8 protein-coding genes are annotated in these 21,415 nt (G+C 72.5%); 2 read left to right on the plus strand and 6 right to left on the minus strand.

Going from position 1 to position 21,415, the window contains the following annotated elements; all coding sequences use genetic code 11:
• Positions 1 to 36: 36 nt before the first annotated feature.
• From ACZ7CD_RS25800 to ACZ7CD_RS25810, 3 genes are all read right to left on the minus strand, one after another.
• Complete coding sequence (locus ACZ7CD_RS25800) at positions 37 to 13,800, minus strand: SDR family NAD(P)-dependent oxidoreductase (RefSeq protein ID WP_470379840.1); 13,764 nt, start codon at positions 13,798 to 13,800, stop codon at positions 37 to 39.
• 97 nt (positions 13,801 to 13,897) lie between these two features.
• Entirely contained in the window at positions 13,898 to 14,542 is a 645-nt protein-coding gene (locus ACZ7CD_RS25805; protein ID WP_470379841.1) for a hypothetical protein, read from the minus strand.
• The gene (locus ACZ7CD_RS25810; RefSeq protein ID WP_470379842.1) at positions 14,539 to 15,765 is read right to left on the minus strand and encodes a 2-isopropylmalate synthase; all 1,227 of its coding nucleotides are present in this window, start codon (positions 15,763 to 15,765) and stop codon (positions 14,539 to 14,541) included. Before ACZ7CD_RS25810 ends, ACZ7CD_RS25805 begins: the two co-directional genes overlap by 4 nt.
• Before the next feature lie 460 nt (positions 15,766 to 16,225).
• Between ACZ7CD_RS25810 and ACZ7CD_RS25815 the strand changes: the two genes are divergently transcribed.
• A complete protein-coding gene (locus tag ACZ7CD_RS25815; protein ID WP_470379843.1) occupies positions 16,226 to 16,888 on the plus strand; it encodes a DUF6518 family protein in 663 nt (220 codons plus the stop codon).
• A gap of 80 nt (positions 16,889 to 16,968) precedes the next feature.
• Here ACZ7CD_RS25815 and ACZ7CD_RS25820 read toward each other — a convergent pair whose 3' ends face one another.
• From ACZ7CD_RS25820 to ACZ7CD_RS25830, 3 genes are read right to left on the minus strand one after another with little or no spacing between them, the layout of a single operon-like run.
• Positions 16,969 to 18,171, minus strand: coding sequence for a beta-ketoacyl-[acyl-carrier-protein] synthase family protein (locus ACZ7CD_RS25820; protein WP_470379844.1), 1,203 nt, complete (start codon positions 18,169 to 18,171; stop codon positions 16,969 to 16,971).
• A 32-nt stretch (positions 18,172 to 18,203) separates the two neighbouring features.
• Entirely contained in the window at positions 18,204 to 18,449 is a 246-nt protein-coding gene (locus ACZ7CD_RS25825) for an acyl carrier protein (RefSeq protein WP_470379845.1), read from the minus strand.
• 52 nt (positions 18,450 to 18,501) lie between these two features.
• Positions 18,502 to 19,515 (minus strand): beta-ketoacyl-ACP synthase III, encoded by a 1,014-nt coding sequence (locus ACZ7CD_RS25830; RefSeq protein ID WP_470379846.1) that lies wholly within the window; start codon positions 19,513 to 19,515, stop codon positions 18,502 to 18,504.
• A gap of 428 nt (positions 19,516 to 19,943) precedes the next feature.
• On the opposite strand from ACZ7CD_RS25830, the gene ACZ7CD_RS25835 reads away from it, so the two are divergent.
• The gene (locus tag ACZ7CD_RS25835) at positions 19,944 to 21,398 is read left to right on the plus strand and encodes an acyl-CoA carboxylase subunit beta (RefSeq protein ID WP_470379847.1); all 1,455 of its coding nucleotides are present in this window, start codon (positions 19,944 to 19,946) and stop codon (positions 21,396 to 21,398) included.
• Positions 21,399 to 21,415: the final 17 nt, after the last annotated feature.

Genomic DNA, 21,415 nt, shown 5'->3' on the forward strand with positions numbered 1-21,415 from the left:
TGCTGTGGGGTCGACATCGTCGTCGGCGCTGCTCGTTCAGCCGCCCAGCAGGCGGCTCAGGTCGTCCTCCGGGGTCAGGTAGCCGCCGGACAACGCGTCCGCCTCACCGGACACCAGTCGCACCAGCATCTCCGATGACTCCTCGGGCGTGGTGAACCGGCCGCTGTCGCGCTGGTCGGCCATCCACGCACCGACGCCGTCGAGGTGGCGGTCACCGGTCTCGCCGGCTTCCAGCTGCTTGCGGGTCAGGCCGAGGTCGACCAGTCCGGGGTGGTAGCTGAGCACCGACACCCCGGTTCCCGCCAGCTCCGGCGCGAGGTTCTCACCGAGCTTGATGGCGGCGGCCTTGGACACCGAGTAGCCGGAGACGTTGGGCCAGCGGTGCTTGCCCGCCGAGCTCACGATGTTGATGACCCGCCCGTGCCCGCGCTCCACCATGCCCGGCAACGCCGCCCGGCAGGCCCGCACGGTCCCGCGCAGGTTCACCTCCACCGTCTGCCACCAGTGGTCCTCGTCGACCTCCCACAGGGGGCCGGCCGGACCGCCGACACCGGCGTTGTTGATCAGCACGTCGACCGCGCCGAACTCCTGCTCCGCCCGCTCGACGGCCCGGGTCAGCGCCGTGCCGTCGGTGACGTCGGCGACCAGCGCCAGGGGCGTTCCGCCGATGGAGTCCGCCAGCTCGTCGAGCGCGGCCTGGTCGCGTCCGGTCAGGACCAGGTTCGCCCCGGCTTCGGCGAGCTCCCTGGCGAAGAGCCGCCCGAGACCGCCGGTCGCACCGGTCAGCAGCACCGTCGTCCCGGCCAGCGACGGACGCTCCACGTCGAGCGGCCGTTCCGCTTCCTGCTCGCCGAGCTGGATGCGCAGGTACTTCGCGAGGGCGCTCGGCGTGGAGTGGTCGAAGATCGCCGTGGGCGGCACCGACCGCCCGGTCGCCTTCTCGACGCGGTTGCGCAGCTCCAGCACCGTGAGCGAGTCGAACCCGATCTCGAAGAACCCGCGGTCGGCCTCCACCTCGTCGGCGCTCGCGAACCCGAGCACACCGGCCACCAGGCTCCGGACGAGGTCACCCAGGAAGGCCTCCTGAGCGCCTTCGTCCTTGCCGGCCAGTTCGCCCGCGATGGACGACACCGGCACCGGCGCCGCTTCCGCCACCGGACGCCGCTTCACGTGCCCGCGCAGCAGCGGGGTCAGCGGCGCCGACTCGCTGTCGACGAGCTGACAGGTGTCCAGCGCGATCGGGGCGAGCATGGGTTCCCCGGTGCGCAAAGCGGTGTCGAACGCGGTCAGTGCGTCCTCGGTCGACAGCGGAGTGACGCCGAGGCGGACCAGCCGGCGCAGGTCCGCCTCGTCGAGGTGACCGGACAGCTCGCTGCGTTCGGCCCACAGCCCCCACGCCAGCGACAGCGCGTGCTGCCCGGCGTCGTGCCTGCGCCGTGCGATGGCGTCGATGCAGGCGTTGGCGGCGGCGTAGTTGGCCTGGCCGGCCGTGCCCCACCAGGCGGCAGCGGAGGAGCACACGACGAACCAGGTGAGGTCCGCGTCCCTCGTGAGCTCGTCGAGGTGCGTCACGGCGTCCACCTTGGCCGGCAGAACGGCCTCCAGGGCCTCCGCGGTCAGCGACCGGATCGTCGCGTCCCGCGAGGTTCCGGCAGCGTGGATCACACCGGCCAGCGGCCGGTCCGACGGTATCCGCGCGAGGACCCCGGCCAGCTGCTCGCGATCTGCCGCGTCACAGGCCTCCACGGTGACGGAGGCACCCAGCTCACGCAGTTCGGCGGACAGCCGGGCCATGCCGGGTGCGTCGGCACCGCGCCGGCTCAGCAGGACCACGTCCCGAACCCCGTGCTCGCGCACCGCGTGCCGGGTCAGCGCGGAACCGACGACCCCGCCCGCACCGGTGACCAGCAGCGAACCGCCACGCCACTCGGTGGGAGCGGACGGCCCGGCGGCTGCCGCACCGGCCAGCCTCGGCACGCGGACCTGCCCGGCGCGCACGGCGAGCTGCGGCTCGTCGGTGCCGACCAGCTTCCGCCACGCCTTGTCCGACGCGGCCGTGCCGTCGAGGTCGATCAGCTGCAGCACGCCGGGGTGTTCGGTCTGCGCGGAGCGCACCAGACCCCACACCGCGGCGGCGACCGGGTCGCCGTCCACCGCACCTCGGGTGAGCACGACCAGCCGGGCACCAGGCTCGTGGTCGCGCGCCACCCAGCCGCGGACCGAGGCCAGTGCCGCGTCCAGCGCGGTCCGGACCCGCTGCGGCAGCGGCGACGCGGGGTCACCGTTGTCGACGGTCAGCGTCAGGTGCCCGGTTCCCCCTGCCGGGGACAGCCCCTCCGGTGCCTTCCAGTCGATCCGGAACAGCGTCTCCGCCGCCTGGGCGGCGCCGATGACCTGCAGCTGCTCACGCACCACCGGCCGCGCGACGAGCTCTTCGGCGGAGAAGACCGGCATGCCCACGTTGTCCCACGCGGTGACGCTGAACGAGTCCTGTCCCTTGTCGCGCAGGCGAACCCGCAGCGACGCGGCGCCGGGCCCGTGCACCTCGACGCCCGCCCACGAGAACGGCAGGCGCAACGCGTCCACCAGCAGCGGGTGCAACGCCGAGTCCAGCAGCGCGGGGTGCACCAGGTAGTCACCGGCTTCGCCGTGCACGGTCGCGGGCAGGGCAACCTCGGCGAAGACGTCGCCGCCACGACGCCAGGCCCTGCGGACGCCCTGGAAGTCGGGTCCGTAGCCCAGGCCGGCGTCGGCGAGGCGGGGGTAGAGCCCGTCGAGGTCGACCGGCTGCGCGTTCGCGGGCGGCCATTCGGTCAGGTTCTCCCCCGAACCGGGCACGCCGGGAACGAGGCGGCCGGTGGCGTGCGCGGTCCACGGCGCGTCGGCCGAGGCCCGCGAGTGCAGGGCGAGGGCGCGGCTGCCGTCGTCCTCGGGCGCGGACACCTCCACCTGCACGTCCAGGGTGCCCTCGGCGGGAAGCACCACCGCGGTGCGGAAGACGAGCTCCGCCACCCTCGGGCAGCCGACCTGCTCACCGGCCCTGGCGGCCATCTCCAGCAGGGCCGTGCCCGGCACCACGGCGGCACCGCCGACGCGGTGGCCACCGGTCCAGGCCGGGCGCGCGGTGGACAACCGTCCGGTGAGGACGGTGGCTCCGCTGCCGGCCAGGGACATCGACGCGGTCAGCAACGGGTGCCCGACCGCACCGAGGCCGGTGCCCGCGACGCTCCCGGTGGCACGCGGGGTGTCGAGCCAGAAGCGCTGCCGCTGGAAGGCGTAGGTCGGCAGCTCCACGTGCGGTCGTGCGCCGCCGCCCAGCACAGCGGACCAGTCGACGGAGGTGCCGCGGACGAACAGCTTCGCGACGGTGTCCAGCAGTGCTCGTGGTTCCGGGCGGTCCTTGCGCAGCAGCGGCAGCGGCACGGCCGGTGCGGACACGCTCGCCGACGCCATCGCCGAGAGCACGCTGTCGGGGCCCAGCTCCACGAAGGTGCTGACGCCACCGGCTTCCAGGGCGCGCACGGCGTCCTGGAACAGGACCGGCTCGCGCACGTGGCGGACCCAGTACTCCGCGGTGGTGAAGTCGCCCGCAGCGGCGGCCTGACCGGTCAGCGTCGACACCATCGGGATGCTCGGCGCCGAGAACTCGATGCGGGACACGACGTCCCGGAACTCCGCCAGCACCGGCCCCATCAACGGCGAGTGGAACGCGTGGCTGACCCGCAGGGCCTTCGTGCGGTGGCCGCGCGAGCGCAGCTGCTCGGTGATCGCCTGCACCGCGGCGGCGGCACCGGACAGGACGGTGGCCCTGGGCCCGTTGACCGCGGCGATCCCCACCTCGTGCTCACGGCCGGCGAGCAACGCGGTCACCTCGGCGGCGGCCGCCTCCACGGCCACCATGACGCCGCCTTCCGGCAGTGCGCCCATCAGCCTGCCCCGAGCGGCGACCAGCGTCGCGGCGTCGCGCAACGACATGACGCCGGCCACGTGGGCCGCGGCGATCTCGCCGATGGAGTGCCCTGCCACGCGGCCCGGTCGCACTCCCCACGCCTCCAGCAGCCGGAACAGCGCCACCTCGAGCGCGAACAGCGCGGGCTGCGCGTGCTCGGTCCGGTCCAGGCCGTCACCGGTGAAGACCAGGTCGCGCAGGCTGACGCCGAGCAGCGGGTCGAGCACCTCGGCCGCGTCGTCGAACGCGACCGCGAACGGCGGGTACGCCTCGTACAGCTCCCGTCCCATGCCGGCGCGCTGGCTGCCCTGACCGGCGAACAGGAAGGCGGTCTCGCCCGCGTGCCTCTCGGCCGTGACGACCAGGTTCGGCGCGTCGTCGCCGTGTGCGGCGGCGGTGAGGCCCGCCAGCAACGAGTCCCGGTCACCGCCCAGTACGACGGCGCGCTGGTCGAACCGCGACCGGTTCGTGAGTGCCGCCGCGACGGCGGCGTCGTCGTGGCCGGGCTCCCGGTCGAGGAAGTCCGCCAGCTTGGCCGCCTGTGCCCGCAGCGCCGCCGGTGTCCTGGCGCTGAGGACCCACGGCGTGACCGCCGCTGCTCGCGGCTCCGGCACCGGGGCGGTGGCCTCGGCGGGGTTCTCCTCGGCGGGGCTTTCGAGGATCACGTGGGCGTTCGTGCCGCCGATGCCGAACGACGACACCGCGGCGCGGCGGGTTCCCCCCGGCCACGGGCGTGCCTCCCTCAGCAGCTCGACCGACCCCGAGGTCCAGTCCACGTGCGGGGACGGCTCGCTGACGTGCAGGGTCTTCGGCAGGACGCCGTGCCGCATCGCCATGATCATCTTGATGATCCCGCCTGCGCCCGCCGCGGCCTGGGTGTGGCCGGTGTTGGACTTCAGCGAACCGAGCCACAGCGGGCGGTCGCGGTCCTGTCCGTAGGTGTCCAGCAAGGCCTGCGCCTCGATCGGGTCGCCCAGCGGCGTGCCGGTGCCGTGCGCTTCCACCACGTCCACGTCGGCGGCCGTCAGTCGTGCCTGGGCCAGCGTCTGCTCGATGAGCCGGCGCTGAGCCGGGCCGCTCGGTGCGGTGAGGCCGTTGGAGGCGCCGTCGGAGTTGATCCCGCTGCCGCGGACCACCGCGAGCACCCGGTGCCCGTTGCGCTTCGCGTCGGAGAGCCGTTCCAGCAGGAGCATGCCCGCGCCCTCGGCCCAGCTGGTGCCGCTCGCGTCCGAGGAGAACGCCCGGCACCGCCCGTCGGCGGCGAGTGCGCGCTGGCGGCTGAACTCGACGAACGTGACGGGGGTGGACATCACCGACACACCGCCGGCCAGCGCCATCGAACATTCGCCGTTGCGCAGCGCCTGCGCGGCCAGGTGCAGTGCCACCAGGGAGGACGAGCACGCGGTGTCGACCGACATCGTGGGCCCCTGCAGGCCGAAGACGTAGGAGATGCGGCCGGACGCGACGCTGCCGTGGCTGCCGAGGGTCATCATCCCCTCCATGCCGTCCGGGAGGTCCTGCACGTCGTGGACGCGGGTGGAGTAGTCGTGGAACATCACGCCGGCGTAGACACCGGTGCGGGAACCCTTGACCGACAACGGGTCGATGCCCGCGTTCTCCAGCGCCTCCCACGAGGTCTCCAGCAGCAGCCGCTGCTGCGGGTCCATCGCGAGCGCCTCGCGCGGCGCGATGCCGAAGAACGAGGCGTCGAAGTCGGCGGCGTCGTGCAGGAAACCGCCTTCACGGGTGTAGCTCGTGCCGCGGTGGGTGGGGTCGTCGTGGAAGAGGGTGTCGAGGTCCCAGCCGCGGTTGTCGGGGAACGCCGTGATCCCGTCCGTGCCGGTGGCGACCAGGTCCCACAGCTCCTGCGGCGAGCTGACCCCGCCGGGGTAGCGGGCGGCCATGCCGACGATCACGATCGGGTCGTCCTCACCCACTTCGGGTTCGGGTTCTGCTCGCTGGACCGCCTGGGTCACAGTGGTGTCCTTCTCGGTCGAGAGTTCTTCCACCAGGTGTTCGACCACGTCCAGCGCGCTGGGCCGGTCGAACAGCAGGGTGGTCGGCAGGCTCAGGCCCGTGGCGTCGCTGAGCTCGTAGCGCAGTTCCAGTGCGGCCAGCGAGTCCATCCCCAGCGCGGAGAACGGCTGCTCCACCTGGTCGTCCCGCAGCTGGGCGTACCCCAGCACGGCGGCGGCGCTGGTGCGGACCAGCCGGGTCAGCTCCGCCCGCAGCTCGTCCGCGGTCAGCTGGTCGAACGCGCCGCCGGAGGTCTCCTGCGCGGTCACGGCCGGTTCGGCCACGACCGGTGTGCGGACGAGGTCGGCCAGCAGGGGCACGGGCTGCCCGGTGACGGAGCGGACGTCCAGGCGGACGGGCGCCAGCACCGGCTCCGTCGAGCGCAGTGCGCCGTCGAACGCGGCGACGGCATCCTTTGTGGACAGTGGTGCGATGCCGGCCCTGGCCATGCGCTGGAGGTCGGCGTCACCGAGGTGCCCGGAGAGCTCACTGCGCTCCTCCCACAGCCCCCAGGCCAGTGCCAGTGCCGGGAACCCGGCGGCGGCGCGGTCGCGGACGATCGCGTCGAGGCAGGCGTTCGCGGCGGCGTAGTTGGCCTGGCCGGCGGTGCCCCACCAGCCGGCGACCGAGGAGCAGACGACGAACCAGTCGAGGTCCAGTCCCCTGGTCAGCTCGTCCAGGTGGCTGACGGCGTCCACCTTGGACGCGAGGACGGCGTCGACGCCGTCGGTGGTGAGCGCCTCGATGACGGTGTCGGCCACCGTTCCGGCCGCGTGGACGATGCCGCGCAGGTCCGGGACGCGCGCCAGCAGGCCTTCCACCTGCGAGCGCTTCGCCACGTCACAGGCCTCGACCGTGACCGAGACGCCCGTGGACCGCAGCTCCCCGGCCAGCCGCGCGACACCGGCGGCCCGTTCGCCGCGCCGGCTGACCAGGACGACGTCGCTGATCCCGCGGGTGGTCACGGCGTGCAGCGTCAGTGCCGAACCGACGACTCCGCCCGCACCGGTGACGAGCAGCGTTCCCCTGTCCCACCTGATGTCCGGGGCGGCGGGCGCGGCGGTGTGGCGCACGAGGCGCGGCACCAGCGCGGTGCCTTCCCTCACGGAGACCTGCGGGTCGGGTGAACCGGCCAGTGACGGCACCAGCGCGTCGGAGGCGGCACTGCCGTCGACCTCGATCAGCTGGAAGCGGCCGGGGTGCTCGGTCTGCGCCGAACGCACGAGCCCTTGCACGGCAGCGCCGACCGGGTCGGAACCGGTGACGATGCTGAGGCATCCGCCCTGCTCGCCGGACAACCAGTCCTGCACGGTGGTCAGCGCCCAGGCCAGTCCCGCACGCACCCGGTGCGGCAGCGGGCCTCCGGACCCGACCGGCAGCCGCCGCGTGGTGCCCGGGGTGGGAGCCACGACGGTGGTGGGCCGCCATTCCACGCGGTACAGCGAATCGGCTGCCACGGCGTCACGCAGCTGGGCGTCGGACACCGGCCGCAGCACGACCGAGTCGGCGTCGAGGACGGGGTTGCCCTCACCGTCCCAGGCGGCCAGCCGGACGGTGTCGGGACCGAGCCCGGTCAGCCGGGTCCTCAGCAGCGACGCCCCGGCCGCGTGGAGGCGGGTGCCCGTCCAGGAGAACGGCAGTCGCGCCGTTCCCCCGTCGGGCAACAGCTCACCGGCCGCCAGTGGTTGCAGGACGGCGTCCAGCAGTGCCGGGTGCAGCAGGTGGTCGTTCTTCGTCTCGGGCAGCCGGACCTCGGCGAAGAGCTCGCCGTCGCCGCGCCACAGGCGCCGCACGCCCTGGAAGACGGGACCGTAGTGCAGGTTCCGCTCGGCCAGTGCGGCGTAGAACCCGGCCAGGTCGACCGGCTCGCAGCCGACCGGCGGCCACTGCACCGGGGCGGGCCCGGTGCCGGTGGCGGCGTCGACCTGGCCGGTGACGTGGAGGGTCCACTCCCCCTGCCCCGCGAGGCGTGACACCGTCCGCAGGGCACCGTCCGCCGACACGCGGACCTGGACGTCCAGCGCGTCACCGGCGGGAACGACCATCGGCGCGATCAGCAGCAGTTCGGTGACGGCGGGCCGGCCGACGTGCGCACCGGCGCGGGCGGCGAGTTCGAGCAGCGCCGTTCCGGGAACGACCACCGCTCCGCCGACCCGGTGCTCGGCGAGCCACGGCAGCTCGGCCGGGTCGAGCCTGCCGGTCAGCACCGTGGTGCCGTCGACGGACAGCGCCGCCCTGAGCACCGGGTGTGCGACGGCGTCGAGCCCGGCGGAGGCGAGGTCCGCGGCCTTGGCGACCGGGTCGAGCCAGAAGCGCTCGTGCTGGAACGCGTAGGTCGGCAGCTCCGTGCGGCGGGCGCCGGTGCCGGCGAAGAACGCCGTCCAGTCGACGGTGACACCGGCGGTGTGCAGCCGTGCCAGTGCGGACACCAGCGTGCCGGCTTCCGGCCTGCCCTTGCGCAGGGCGGGCAGGACGAGCTGGTCGGTGTCGGACAGGCAGTTCTGCGCCATCGCCGCGAGCACGCCGTCCGGGCCGATCTCGACCAGCCGCGTCACGCCCTGCTCGCGCAGGTGGCGGACGCCGTCGCGGAAGAGCACCGCGTCGCGGACGTGCCGCACCCAGTGCTCGGGCGAGCGGAGCTGCTCGGCCGTCGCGAGGGTGCCGGTCAGGTTCGACACCAGCGGGATCACCGGCGCCGCGTAGGTGATCCGCGCGGCGACGCGGCGGAACTCCTCCAGCACCGGTTCCACCAGCGGCGAGTGGAACGCGTGGCTCACGGTGAGCCGCTTGGTCTTGCGTCCGCGCTCCGCCCACCGCGCGGCCAGCGCGAGGACGTCGTCCTCCGCACCGGACACCACGACCGCGTCGGGTCCGTTGACCGCGGCCAGGCCCACGCGGGAGGTCAGCTGCGGGCGCACCTCGTCCGCGGTGGCCTGCACGGAGACCATCGCACCGCCAGGGGGCAGCGCCTGCATCAACCGGCCGCGCGCGGCGACCAGTTCCGCCGCTCCCGCCAGGGTCAGCACACCGGAGACGTGCGCCGCCGCGATCTCACCGATCGAGTGGCCGGTCACGAAGTCCGGCTCGACACCCCACGAGCGCACGAGGCGGTACAGCGCGACCTCGACGGCGAACAGCGCGGGCTGGGTGTACTCGGTCCGGTCCAGCACGGCGGCGTCGTCGCCCCACATGACCTCGCGCACCGGCTTGGTCAGGTGCCGGTCGAGCTCGTCGGCGACCTCGTCCAGTGCCGCGGCGAAGACCGGGTAGGTGGTGTACAGCTCCCGGCCCATGCCCAGGCGTTGGGCACCCTGGCCGGTGAACAGGAAGGCGACGGGCTCGTCGAGCCGGGCGTGGTCGCGGGCTCCGCGGCCCTCGCACAGCTCGCGCAGCCCCGCCGTGTCCGTGGCGAGCACCGCGGCACGGTGGTCGAAGTCGCTGCGACCGGTGGCCAGGGTGAACCCGATGTCGGCCGGGTCGAGCCCGGGGTGCTCGGCGAGGTGGTCGCGCAGCCTTCGCGCCTGTGCGCTCAACGCCTGCGGCGTCTTGGCGCTCAGCAGGAACGGGACCTGCCGCTCCTCCCGCGCCCGCTGCTGCGGCTGCGGCCGGTGTTCGAGGACGACGTGCGCGTTGGTGCCGCTGATGCCGAACGACGACACCGCCGCCCGCCGGGTGCCTTCCGGCCACGGCCGTGCTTCGGTCAGCAGCTCGACCGCCCCGGACGCCCAGTCGACGTGCGGCGAGGGCTCGTCGACGTGCAGGGTCTTCGGCAGGACGCCGTGCCGCATGGCCATGACCATCTTGATCACGCCCGCGACGCCGGCCGCGGCCTGGGTGTGGCCGAGGTTGGACTTGAGCGAGCCGAGCCACAGCGGGCGGTCGCGGTCCTGGCCGTAGGTGGCGATGATCGCCTGGGCCTCGATCGGGTCGCCCAGCGACGTGCCCGTGCCGTGCGCCTCCACGGCGTCCACATCGGACGCCGAGAGCCCGGCGTCGGCCAGCGCCTTGCGGATCACCCGCTGCTGCGAGGGCCCGTTCGGCGCGGTCAGGCCGTTGGACGCACCGTCCTGGTTCACCGCGGTGCCCCGGACGACGGCGTGGACGGTGTGGCCGTGGCGCAGCGCGTCGGACAGCCGCTCCACCACCAGCACGCCGACGCCCTCCGACCAGCCGGTGCCGTCGGCGGCCGCGGAGAACGCCTTGCACCGGCCGTCTCGTGCGAGACCGCGCTGGCGGCTGAACTCGGCGAACATGCCGGGCGTGCTCATCACCGTCACGCCACCGGCGAGGGCGAGCGAGCACTCCCCGCGCCGCAGCGCCTCGACGGCGAGGTCCAGCGCGACCAGGGACGAGGAGCAGGCCGTGTCGACCGACAGCGCGGGGCCTTCGAGGCCGAGCACGTAGGCGATCCGGCCGGAGACGACGCTTCCGGCGAGACCGGTGAGGAGGTGCCCGGCCACGGCGTCCGGGCTTTCGTGCAGCCTGGTGCCGTAGTCACCGGCCATGGCCCCGACGAAGACGCCGGTGTCGGTGCCGCGCAGCAGTTCGGGGTCGATCGCGGCCTGTTCGAGCGCCTCCCAGGAGACTTCGAGCAGGAGCCGTTGCTGCGGGTCCATGGCGAGCGCTTCACGGGGCGACACACCGAAGAACTCGGCGTCGAAGTCCGGGGCGTCGTGCAGGAACCCACCCGTGCGGGCGACTTCGGCGCTTCCCGCGAACAGGTCGCGGACGTCCCAGCCGCGGTCGGACGGGTACGGCCCGATGGCGTCGGCCTCCGCGGTGACGAACCGCCAGAGGTCCTCCGGTGAGCGGATGTCACCGGGGAACCGGCAGCCCATGCCCACGATGACGATCGGGTCGTCCTCCGGCTTCTCCTCGGCCGCGGTGACCCGTTCCAGCGCGGCGGGAGCCTGCCGGGTGCCGCCGGGGAGGAGCCGGTCGACCTCGGCCGCGAGCGCCGCGGGTGTCGGGAAGTCGAACGCGACGCCGGCGGGCAGCCGCAGCGACGCGGCCGCGTTGATCCGGTTGCGCAGCTCGACGGCCATGATGGAGTCGAAACCCAGCCGCTTGAACGGTTCCCGCACGCTGACCGCGTTCGGGGTCGTGCGCAGCACGGCGGCGGCGTGGGCTCGGACGAGGTCGATCCCGTGCAGCACCGGTCCCGTCTCGACGGTTACCTCGTTCTTGTCACCGATCCAGAACCGCTGCCGCTGGAAGGGGTAGGTCGGCAGGTCGGCGGCACGGACGCGCGTGCGCACCGGCGGCACCACGGCGGACCAGTCGACGTCGATCCCGCCGGTGAAGGCTTCCGCGACCGAGGTGAGGAAGCGGCGCAGGTCGCCCTCGTCGCGGCGGAGCGAGCCGACGACGACCGCGTCGTCGATGTCCGCGGCGGTCACCGTGTCCTCGACGGCGGCGACGAGAACGGGGTGCGAGCTGACTTCGACGAAGTGGCGGAAGCCCTGTGCCAGCAGCGCTTCGGTGGCCTCACCGAAGCGGACGGGCGCTCGCAGGTTGTGCGCCCAGTACGCGGCGTCCAGCCGGTCAGCCCAGGCGCAGTCCGCGGTGGAGAAGAACGGCGTGCTGCCCTGCTGCGGCCGTATCTCGGCGAGGGCCTCGACGATCTGCCGGCGCACGGAGTCGACGTGCGGGCTGTGCGAGGCGTAGTCCACGGCGATCCGCCGCGCCCGCAGGCCCTCCTCCTTCCACTGCGCCACCAGGGCGTCGACCGTGTCCTGGTCTCCGGAGACGACGGTCGAGCGCACGCTGTTGACCACCGCGACCTCGACGCCGGGATGGCCGGCCAGGCGCGAGCGGACCTCGTCTGCGGGCAGGTCGACCGACGCCATCGCGCCGTGCCCGGCCAGCTCGGCGGCGATGATCTTGCTGCGCAGGGCGACGACGGTCGCGGCGTCGTCGAGATCGAGCTTCCCGGAGACCACCGCGGCGGCGATCTCGCCCTGGGAGTGCCCCAGCACGGCGGCGGGCCGGACGCCGGCCGACGCCCACAGCCGGGCCAGCGACACCATCACGGCCCAGGACGCGGGCTGCACCACGTCGACGCGGTCGAGGCCGTCGCCGGTGCGCAGGACCTCGGTCAGGGACCAGCTCACGTGCGGTGCCAGTGCCTCCTCGCAGGCGGTGACGGAGTCCGCGAACACCGCGGAGACGTCGAGGAGGTCACGTCCCATCCCCACCCACTGCGCGCCCTGTCCCGGGAAGACGAGGACGGGACCGGCGTCCGCCTTCTCGCTGTGGCCCAGGACGACGCCCGCGCCGGGGACGCCCTGCTCGATCCCGGCGAGACCGGAGTCGAGCTCATCGGCGGTGGCGGCGAGCACGACGGCACGGTGGTCGAAGAGCGTGCGCTGGGTGAGCAGCGCACGGGCGAGACCGGCGCGGTCGAGGTCGCGGCCCCGCAGGTTCCGGGCCTGAGCGCGCAGCGCCTCGGGCGTCTTCGCGCTGAGCACGAACGGCAGGGTCGCCTCGACGTGCTCCGGGGTGCCCTCGTCCTCTTCGGACTCAGGCGGTCCGGAAAGGACGACGTGGCAGTTCGCCCCGCCCATTCCGAAGGAGCTGACGCCGGCCAGCCGGGGCTCGGCGCTCCAGTCCGCGGTCTCGGTCTGCACCCTGATGCCCAGCTCGCCGAACGCGATGTCCGGGTTCGGCTCGGTGAAGTTGAGGCTGGGCGGAACCTGTCCCCTGCTGATCGAGAGCACCGTCTTGAGCAGCCCCGCGATGCCGGCCGCTCCTTCGAGGTGGCCGATGTTGGTCTTGACCGAGCCCACGCGCAGCGCGTCGGCCGGAGCGCGGCCGGCACCGAGCACCCGGCCCAGCGCCGACGCCTCGACCGGGTCGCCCACCCTGGTGCCGGTGCCGTGCAGCTCCACGTACTGCACCCGGTGCGGGTCGACGTCCGCCGCGCGGTAGGCCGCGCGGAGGACCTCCGCCTGCGCGGTGGCGTCCGGGGTGGTGAGGCCGTCGCTCGCGCCGTCGTTGTTGACCGCGCTGCCGCGGATCACGCAGAGGACGTCGTCCTTGTCGGCCAGCGCCTTCGCGAGCGGCTTGAGGACGACCACGCCGCCGCCCTCGCCGCGCACGTACCCGTTCGCCCTGGCGTCGAAGGTGTGGCAGCGCCCGTCCGGGGAAAGACCACCGAACTTGGCCGCACCGACGGTGCTCTCCGGTGCGAGGTTGAGGTGCACGCCACCGGCCAGCGCGACCTCGCACTCACCGGTGCGGATGCTCTGCGCGGCGAGGTGCACCGCGACGAGCGCGGACGACTGGGCGGAGTCGACGGTGAAGCTGGGGCCCCGCACCCCGAGGGTGTAGGAGATGCGGTTGGCGATGAGACCACGGCTGAGACCGGTGACCGTGTGGTGCCCGACCCCTTCGATCCCCTCGCGCTGCGCGAGCGTGGCGTAGTCGGATCCGAACGCACCCATGAACACGCCGACGGCGTGCTCGCGCAGGGCAGCCGGGACCACGCCGGAGTTCTCCAGCGCTTCCCAGGCCAGCTCCAGCGCGAGCCGTTGCTGCGGGTCCATGTCCGTGGCTTCACGCGGGGAGATGCCGAAGAACGCCGCGTCGAAGCGGTCGACCTCGTCGAGGTAGCCGCCCCAGCGCGAGTTCGCCCTGCCGGGCTTCGACAGGTCGGCGTCGTACAGGGCGTTCGCGTCCCACCGCGTGGCCGGCGTCTCGGTGACGGCGCTCGAACCCGTGACGAGCAGTTCCCAGAAGGCGTCCGGGTTCGCCGCCCCGGGAAGGCGGCAGGACAGGCCGATGACGGCGATTCCATCCCGCGCGGTGGCAGCAGCGTGGTCGGGCGTGGTCATGTGCGACTGAGTTCCTTCGATTGGTGACGACGGCGCGCGGAGGTGATGCTTTCTCGCGGTACCAAGGGGTTCACCGTTGAACGCCACATGGATCGGATCAGGACTCGGGGTAACGGGAACGCAGGTGCTCCAGGTAGGCGGTGGTGTCGCGGTGCGGGTGGTCCTGGGCACCGCGGCGGTGCAGGTCGAGGCTCCCGTCGGGGTGCAGGCGCAGCGTCGTGGTGGCTCGCCGGACCGGCTCCGCCGGGCTGCTGTCCGCGAGGTCCAGCACGGGTGTGCCGGGCGGGAACATCGCGAGGGCGTCGGCGGTCGAGGCCACCGGCGGGTGGCCGGTGCGGTTCGCGCTGCTCACGTACAGCAGGGGGAACGAGTCCAGCACCGGGCGCACCGGCGCCCAGCGAGCGCCGAACAGCAACGTCCAGGCGTCCCTGGTGGCGGGCGCCAGCCAGGCGGGAACACCGGGCGACGTCGGTACGAGCAGGGTGACGTGCTCGTCGCCGAGCAGCCGGTGCGCCAGGGCGACAGCGGCGGGCGCGAGCGTCGTCGCCGAGATGATCTCGGTGAGGACGTCGGGGCTGTGCGCCCACACCGCGACGGCCTGGTCGGCCGGTCGGCCCTTGGCGGCGTTGACCGCGGCCGGGGTCGTGGCGGTGACGACGTGCGTCAGCGGGACCGGGTTCGGCAGGACCACCGCCGCGTTCCTGGCCAGTGCGGCTCGCACACCTTCGATGTCGGCGATCACCGCTGCAACGCTCCCGCGCGCACGCCGTCGAGGTAGTGGGCGAAGGCCTGGTCGTCCACGACCGCGTGGCCCTGCTGGTAGGCGCGCGACTTGACCCAGGCCATCGCCGCGCGAGCGCCGGTGACGTCGAGCTCGTGCCCGAGGCGGCCGGCGACGGCGGTGACGACACGGGCGCTGGCCAGGTGGGTGAGCACGACGCTCGGGGTGATGCCCAGCTGCTCCGGGGCGAAGGGCTGGAACAGCTCGGGGTGCACGAACGGAGTGCCGGTGGAGATCGTGCCGACACCGGTGCCCACCACCGGGGTCGTCACCCCCAGCGGAACACCGATCTCCTCGGCGACGGCCTGGGCCAGGCCGGGCAGCCGGGTCAGGTCCGGAGGCGTGCACCACGGGTCCGCGTCCTCGCCGAGCAGCACCTTCGCCCGGTCGGCGCGGTAGGCCAGCAGGAACAGCACCTGCTCGGTCGCCACCAGACCGGAGCGCTCGGCAACGCCCAACCAGGAGGAGGACACCACCCGCGCGCCACCGCCCAGGGCTTCCAGCGTGTTGGCCAGGCCCAGGCCGAGGTCGTTGTGCGCGTGCGAAGCGAGCACCACACCTTCGGAGCGCGCGGCCGCGAACATGGCCCCCGCCTCGGCGGGCAACTGGTCTCCCACGGTGTCCGCGAGGAACACCACACCCGCTCCCGCGGCTGTCAGCTCACGCGCGGCGTCCGCGAGCAGACCGTGATCGGCACGGGACGCGTCGGCCAGGCACACGTCCACCGCGACCCCGGCACCCAGCGAGTCGCTCACGAGGGCGGCACCCGCGCGCACGGCCTCAGCGGCCCGCCGGTGCGTCATCACTTCCGACATGGCCTCCGATGCCGGGACCACGAGCATCACCCGTGCGTGCGCGACGCCGTGCACGGAAGAGATCGCTTGCCGCACGTCCGCGGCCGTGCCCCGGCACACCGCCGCGGGACTCACCGTTCCCTCGGCCTCCACCGCGACCCGGCGCACGGCCTCGAACTCCTCCTTGCACACCGCAGGGAAACCGGCGGCGAACACGACGTGCCGAGGACCGTCCTCACCGAACACCGCCCCCTGCTCGCGCGCCAGCCACACCCGGAAGTCAGGGCTCATCAGCGTCTTGCCCTGCGCCCCGTCCCGCGCCGACTCCTCCCAGAGCACGACCTTGCCCGCCAACGCCGATTCCCGCACCACATCCGGCTCAGCTGTCATTGCGCACCGTTGCCAATCTCTTCTCGTCAACTCGGACGCCCGCACGCCGCCGTTGCGCGGTGTTCTCCCGGTGAAGCCGACTCTGCTCGGGAGGTATTTCGCGCAGAAAGAACTCCTCACCCGAATGCGGTGAATCGTCGCGGCGCCGACGCCTCGATCCTGAAGCGGTCCGACCGCCCGCACATCACGGAAAGCCGCAACGGCGAGAAGATCCGCCGACCCTCATCTGTGCGGGTGCCGCCCTTCGGCTGATGCGCACCCAGGCTAACCAGCGGCGCATCCGCCCTACTGCGGAACTCCGCAGTACTGGCGGCGAACCTGGACGCCGCGGACCACGACCGTGACGACATGTTCACCCACAAGCGGTGGTGACGTCGGGAAATCGTCACCGGAAGCCGAACGGAAGACCTCGCTTCAGCCGCCGGAGCGTGACACAGATCGCAGATCGGCGAACAAAGCGGTGCGGTCGTCCACGACATCGACAACGGCTTCCCCTGGCGCGGCGAACTCCGGGCATCGGCCGAAATGCCGATGTCGCCAGTGGACGGCCACCGGCACTCTGAGCCGCATGATCTACAGCTTTCCCGCCGGGCTGCTGCTCGGCGTGCTGACCAACCTCGGACAAGGCGTTCTTCCCGGCGGCTTCAACTCGCTGGCCAACTCCGGCGCCATCTGGGTCGTCGCGGCGTTCATCGCCGGCGCTCTGTCCCGGCGCCCGATCCTCGCCGGCACGCTGACGCAGGTCGGCGCGGTCGTCGGCTACTACGGGTACGCCGAACTCTTCCGCGACGGCATGGGCGACCTCTACGCGCCGTCGGTGTGGCTGGCACTGGCTCTCGTCGCGGGCCCGCTCTTCGGGACAGCCGGCGGTTGGTGGCGGCACGGCCGGAGTTGGCGGCACTGGACAGGCGCGGGAGCCCTGGGCGCGGTGTTCGGCATGGAGGGCCTGTGGCACCTGTTCGTGCTGGGTTACCGCGACACCGGGATCACCGCCTGCGCGCTCGCGGTGGTGTTGCCGTTGCTGATCTCGCGCAACCGCCGGCTCGGCCTCGCGGTCTCAGCGGGGCTCTCGTTCGTCGCACTGGGCTGCCTGCTGTTGATCTCGCTCGTGACCGGCCTGTAGGCCGCGCTTCCGCCAGATGGGCACCTGACTGACAGCACGGCCTCGGTGCAGCGCCGCGGGCCCGGTGAAGATCCGCCTCGTCATGGTGCGGTCACGACGAGAACGGCGTTCTGGCCGCCGAACCCGAACGAGTTGCTGACCGCCACCCCGTGCGGCACAAGCCGAGGTGCCTTCGCCACGACGTCGAGCTCGATCTTCGGGTCGAGCGTGTCGAGGTTCGCCGTCGGCGGGACGACGCCGTCGCGAAGCGCCAGAATCGTGCACACGGCCTCGATCGCCCCCGCAGCGCCCAAAGCGTGTCCCATGACGCCCTTGGTGGAGGTCACCGCCACACGGTCGCCGAACACGCGCTGGATCAGCCCGGCCTCCGTGGCATCGTTGATCTTCGTCGAGGTGCCGTGCGCGTTGACGTGGCCGACATCCGCCGCCACCAGACCCGCGTCGTCCAGTGCTGAGCGAACCGCCCGCTCCACCGCGGCACCGGACGGGTCGGGAGTCGTCGCGTGATGGGCATCCGCCGACGCGCCGTATCCCCTGATCACCCCGTGCACGCGAGCACCTCTGGCCCTTGCGTCGGCGATGCGCTCCAGCACGAGGACCGCAGCCCCCTCCGCCGCCACGAAACCGTCGCGATCGACGTCGAAGGGCCGCGACGCGGCGTTCGGGTCCGAGGTGCGGCGGGACAACGCGCCCATCCTGGTGAACCCGGTGATCATCGTTCGGCCGAGCGCGGCCTCTGCGCCTCCGGTGATCACGACGTCGCAGCGTCCGCTGCGCAACAGGTCGCGTGCTGTCCCGATCGCCGTGGCACCTGACGCGCAGGCCGTTGCCGTGACGAGGTTCGGACCGCCGGCACCGCACTCCATGGCGAGGTGGCCCGCCACCATGTTGGGTGCGCACATCGGCACGAGCAGCGGGGAAACCGCACTCGGGCCGGCGGAGTCGAGCTGGCGCTGCTGCAGTTCGTAGGTGTGCACACCGCCCAGTGCGTTGCCGAGCACCACGGCGACCCGTGCTCCGTCCCAGGTGGACTGGTCGAGACCTGAGTCGTGCAACGCCTCCCGCAAGGCCACGACCGCGAGCTGTGCCGACCGGTCCAGCCTCCAGGCCGCGCTCCTGCCCAGCACGGCATCCGGGTCGAATCCCGGCACCCGGCACGAGAAGTCGACGGGCAGGCCTGCGAGAAGCGGGTCATGGCTTCCTGCCGCCTCCGCCGCGAGAACGCGTCGCCAGGAGGGCTCGACACCGATGCCCGCCGGCGTCACCAGACCGAGCCCTGTCACAGCCGCTGGGAAACCCGCACCCGGCCACGACATCAGGCGGTGACCGCCCTCGCGTCGATCAGCTCCGCGACGCTCTGGACGGATTGGTCGGGGGTGATCTCCTGCTCGTCCACCTCGACGCCGAACTCCTTCTGGGCGACCATCGCCAGCTCCACCAGTGCGAGCGAGTCGAAGTCCAGCTCCTCGAAGGTGATCTCGCCGTTGACCCGCTGTTCGGCCGCGCCGAAGTGCAGGACGAGCAGCTTGGTCAGCCGGTCCAGCGTGTCGTTGTTGCTCATGATGCGGTTCTCCAGGATGTGAGTGGAACTCGGTGGTGGGGTGGCGTCCGGGTCAGCCGAGGTCGACGTCGGGCCAGGTGATCACGGTGGAGCCCCAGCTGAGACCCGCGCCGAAGGAGGTGATGAGGACGCGGTGGCCGGGGACGACGTCACCTGCCGCGGCCGCGTCGGCGAGGACGAGAGGGATGGAGGCGGCGACGGTGTTGCCGACCCGGTCGACGTTCCTGACGACACGGTCTTCCGGCACCTCGAGGGTGCGCGCCACCGCCGAGAGGATTCGCGCGTTCGCCTGGTGGCAGGCGAACCGGTCCACGTCCTCGATCCGCCAGCCGGCGTGGGCGAGCACCTTGGTGGCGGACTCGCTCATCCTCGTGACGGCGTTGCGGAACACCGGCGGACCGTCCATCCGGAAGTAGACGTCCTCGGGGTCGGGAGGCCGCCCGGAACCGCGCTGTCTGGATCCACCGGCAGGCACGATGAGCAGGTCCGCGTTCGTCCCGTCCGAGCCGAGGTCGAACGGGCCGAGCGCGCCCGGCTCGTCAGCCGTCCCCGCACGGAGGACCACCGCGCCCGCGCCGTCTCCGAAGATGGCGGCGGTCGTGCGGTCGTGCGGGTCCAGCACGGTGGTGAAGGTGTCCGCGCCGATCACCAGCACGCGCTCGGCGGTCCCCGCGGCGATGTGCCCGGCGGCCGTTGCGAGTGAGTACACGAACCCCGCGCACACCGCGTTCAGGTCGAAGGCGGGCACCCCGGCCATCCCGAGACGGCTTGCGACTTCGGGGGCGGTCGACGGGCACGGGTGGTCCGGTGTCGTGGTGGCCACGACCACCAGATCCGCGTTCGCACCACCCGCGGACTTCAGCGCGCGAGCCCCCGCCTCGACCGCGAGGTCCGAGGTCGACGTGCCCGGCTCGATCACACGGCGCTCGCGGATTCCCGTCCGGGACCGGATCCACGCGTCCGACGTGTCGAGTTGCCGAGCGAGGTCGTCGTTCGTCACCACCCTCGGCGGCAACCACGTCCCGATCCCGCACAGAACTGCGGCACGGCGGTGATCCGCTGTCATGCGTTCTCCCGTTGGTCCACGGGGTGAGGCTAGGTCGGAGCCGAGCCGACCCGGCCTGCGGAAATCCGCAACCTCGTTCGCGAATCCAATCCTCGACGCCCTCACCTGCTGAATCGGAGCTCATTGGAAATCAAATGACGTGGGCAAGTCCCGAATGGACCTCCACACAAGCCGCTCACCTTGGACCGAAAGGATGAAAACAATGCCGCAACCTTGCATTTGGACGAAAACCCTGCCGCTCGGACCTGCGGGGCAGAGCACTGCGGTACTCCGCAGTGCGAGATCTCCCGCCCCGCCGCACTGTCGTCCTTGCTCCGGCCGCTCAGCGCACCCGTGGCAGTTCCGCACAAGGCTCGACCCGATGCGCCTGCCTTGTCACAAGATCGAGGAACGTCGCTCTCCCCGAAGTCGACAGGAACAGGAATTCCGTGACAACGACGCACACGACCGCCGCGCTGACGCCGGTCAAGCTCGGTGCCCGCAACGCACTGGGCGCACTCGTGGATCCTGGCAGTCTGCTGGAGTTCGGTGCCGAGGCGACGCACCAGTGCACCGCTTTCGGCATGCAGGAGAAGCGACCCGCCGGTGACGCCGTGGTCACCGGCACCGCCGAGATCGACGCGCGGCCGGCGGCGGTGTTCGCGCAGGACGTCTCCGTGCTCGGCGGCACCCTGGGCGCCACTCACGCGCAGAAGATCGTCCAAGTGCTCGACCAGGCGCACCGGGCCCGGTGCCCCGTGGTGGGCGTGCTGGACTCCGGCGGCGCGCGCATCCAGGAGGGCGTCTCCGCCCTGGACGGATACGCGTCGATCTTCCGCCGCAACGTGGCCCTGTCCGGCCGCGTCCCGCAGATCAGCGTGATCCTCGGCGCATGTGCCGGTGGTGCGGCCTACTCCCCCGCGCTGACCGACCTGATCGTGATGGACCGCCGGGCCCACATGTTCCTCACCGGCCCGAAGGTGGTGCGCAGCGTGACGAGCGAAGAGGTCACCGCCGAGGACCTCGGCGGCGCCCACGTCCACTCGGCGATGTCAGGTCTCGCGCACCTCGTGACCGAACGTCCAGAGGACGCGTTCCCGTTGGTCCGCAGGGTGCTGTCCTACCTGCCCAGCTCCTGCTGGGACGAACTGCCGCTGCACCTGGCACGAGACCCGGAACTGGTTCCCGAGGTCCCCGCGGAGCAGCGCAAGACCTACGACGTGCGGCAGGTCGTCCGCGGGCTGGTCGACGCGGACAGCTTCCTCGAGCTCCAACCGCACTACGCCCCGAACATCGTCATCGGCTTCGCGCGCCTCGACGGGATGCCGGTGGGCGTGGTGGCCAACCAGCCGAACACGTTGGCCGGCACGCTCAACACCCGTGCGGCCGAGAAGGGCGCGCGGTTCGTGCGGATGTGCGACGCGTTCGGCCTCCCGCTGGTCACCCTGGTCGACACACCGGGGTTCATGCCGGGGAAGGCGCAGGAGGCCGACGGCGTCATCCGCCGCGGAGCCAAGTTGTTGTACGCCTTTTCGGAAGCCACGGTGCCTCGGGTCACCGTGATCCTGCGCAAGGCGTACGGCGGGGCGTACATCGTGATGAACTCCAAACAGCTCGGTGCCGACCGCGTTTTCGCTTGGCCGACGGCGGAAATCGGGGTGATGGGCGCGGAAGGTGCGGTGGAGATCGTGTTCCGCCGCGAGCTCGCGGCAAATCCGGACAGGCGCCAGGAGCTGCTCGACAACTACCGCGCGGAGGCACTCTCACCGGCTCTGGCGACTTCCCGCCAGGCGGTCGACGCCATGATCACTCCTGCGGAGACCCGCGACGCGATCATCAAGGTCATCCGTCCGCTGATGCGCGCCCGGAAACCTGGTCACAGTCACGACAACATGCCGCAGTGACGACACCCGAAGCCTCG

The organism is Lentzea sp. NPDC036949 (genome assembly GCF_055608075.1).

Coding starts and splice junctions, on each gene's coding strand:
- ACZ7CD_RS25800 (WP_470379840.1), bottom strand. CDS start 13,800: ATGACCACGCCCGACCACGCTGCTGCCACCGCGCGGGATGGAATCGCC.
- ACZ7CD_RS25810 (WP_470379842.1), bottom strand. CDS start 15,765: ATGACAGCTGAGCCGGATGTGGTGCGGGAATCGGCGTTGGCGGGCAAG.
- ACZ7CD_RS25825 (WP_470379845.1), bottom strand. CDS start 18,449: ATGAGCAACAACGACACGCTGGACCGGCTGACCAAGCTGCTCGTCCTG.
- ACZ7CD_RS25830 (WP_470379846.1), bottom strand. CDS start 19,515: ATGACAGCGGATCACCGCCGTGCCGCAGTTCTGTGCGGGATCGGGACG.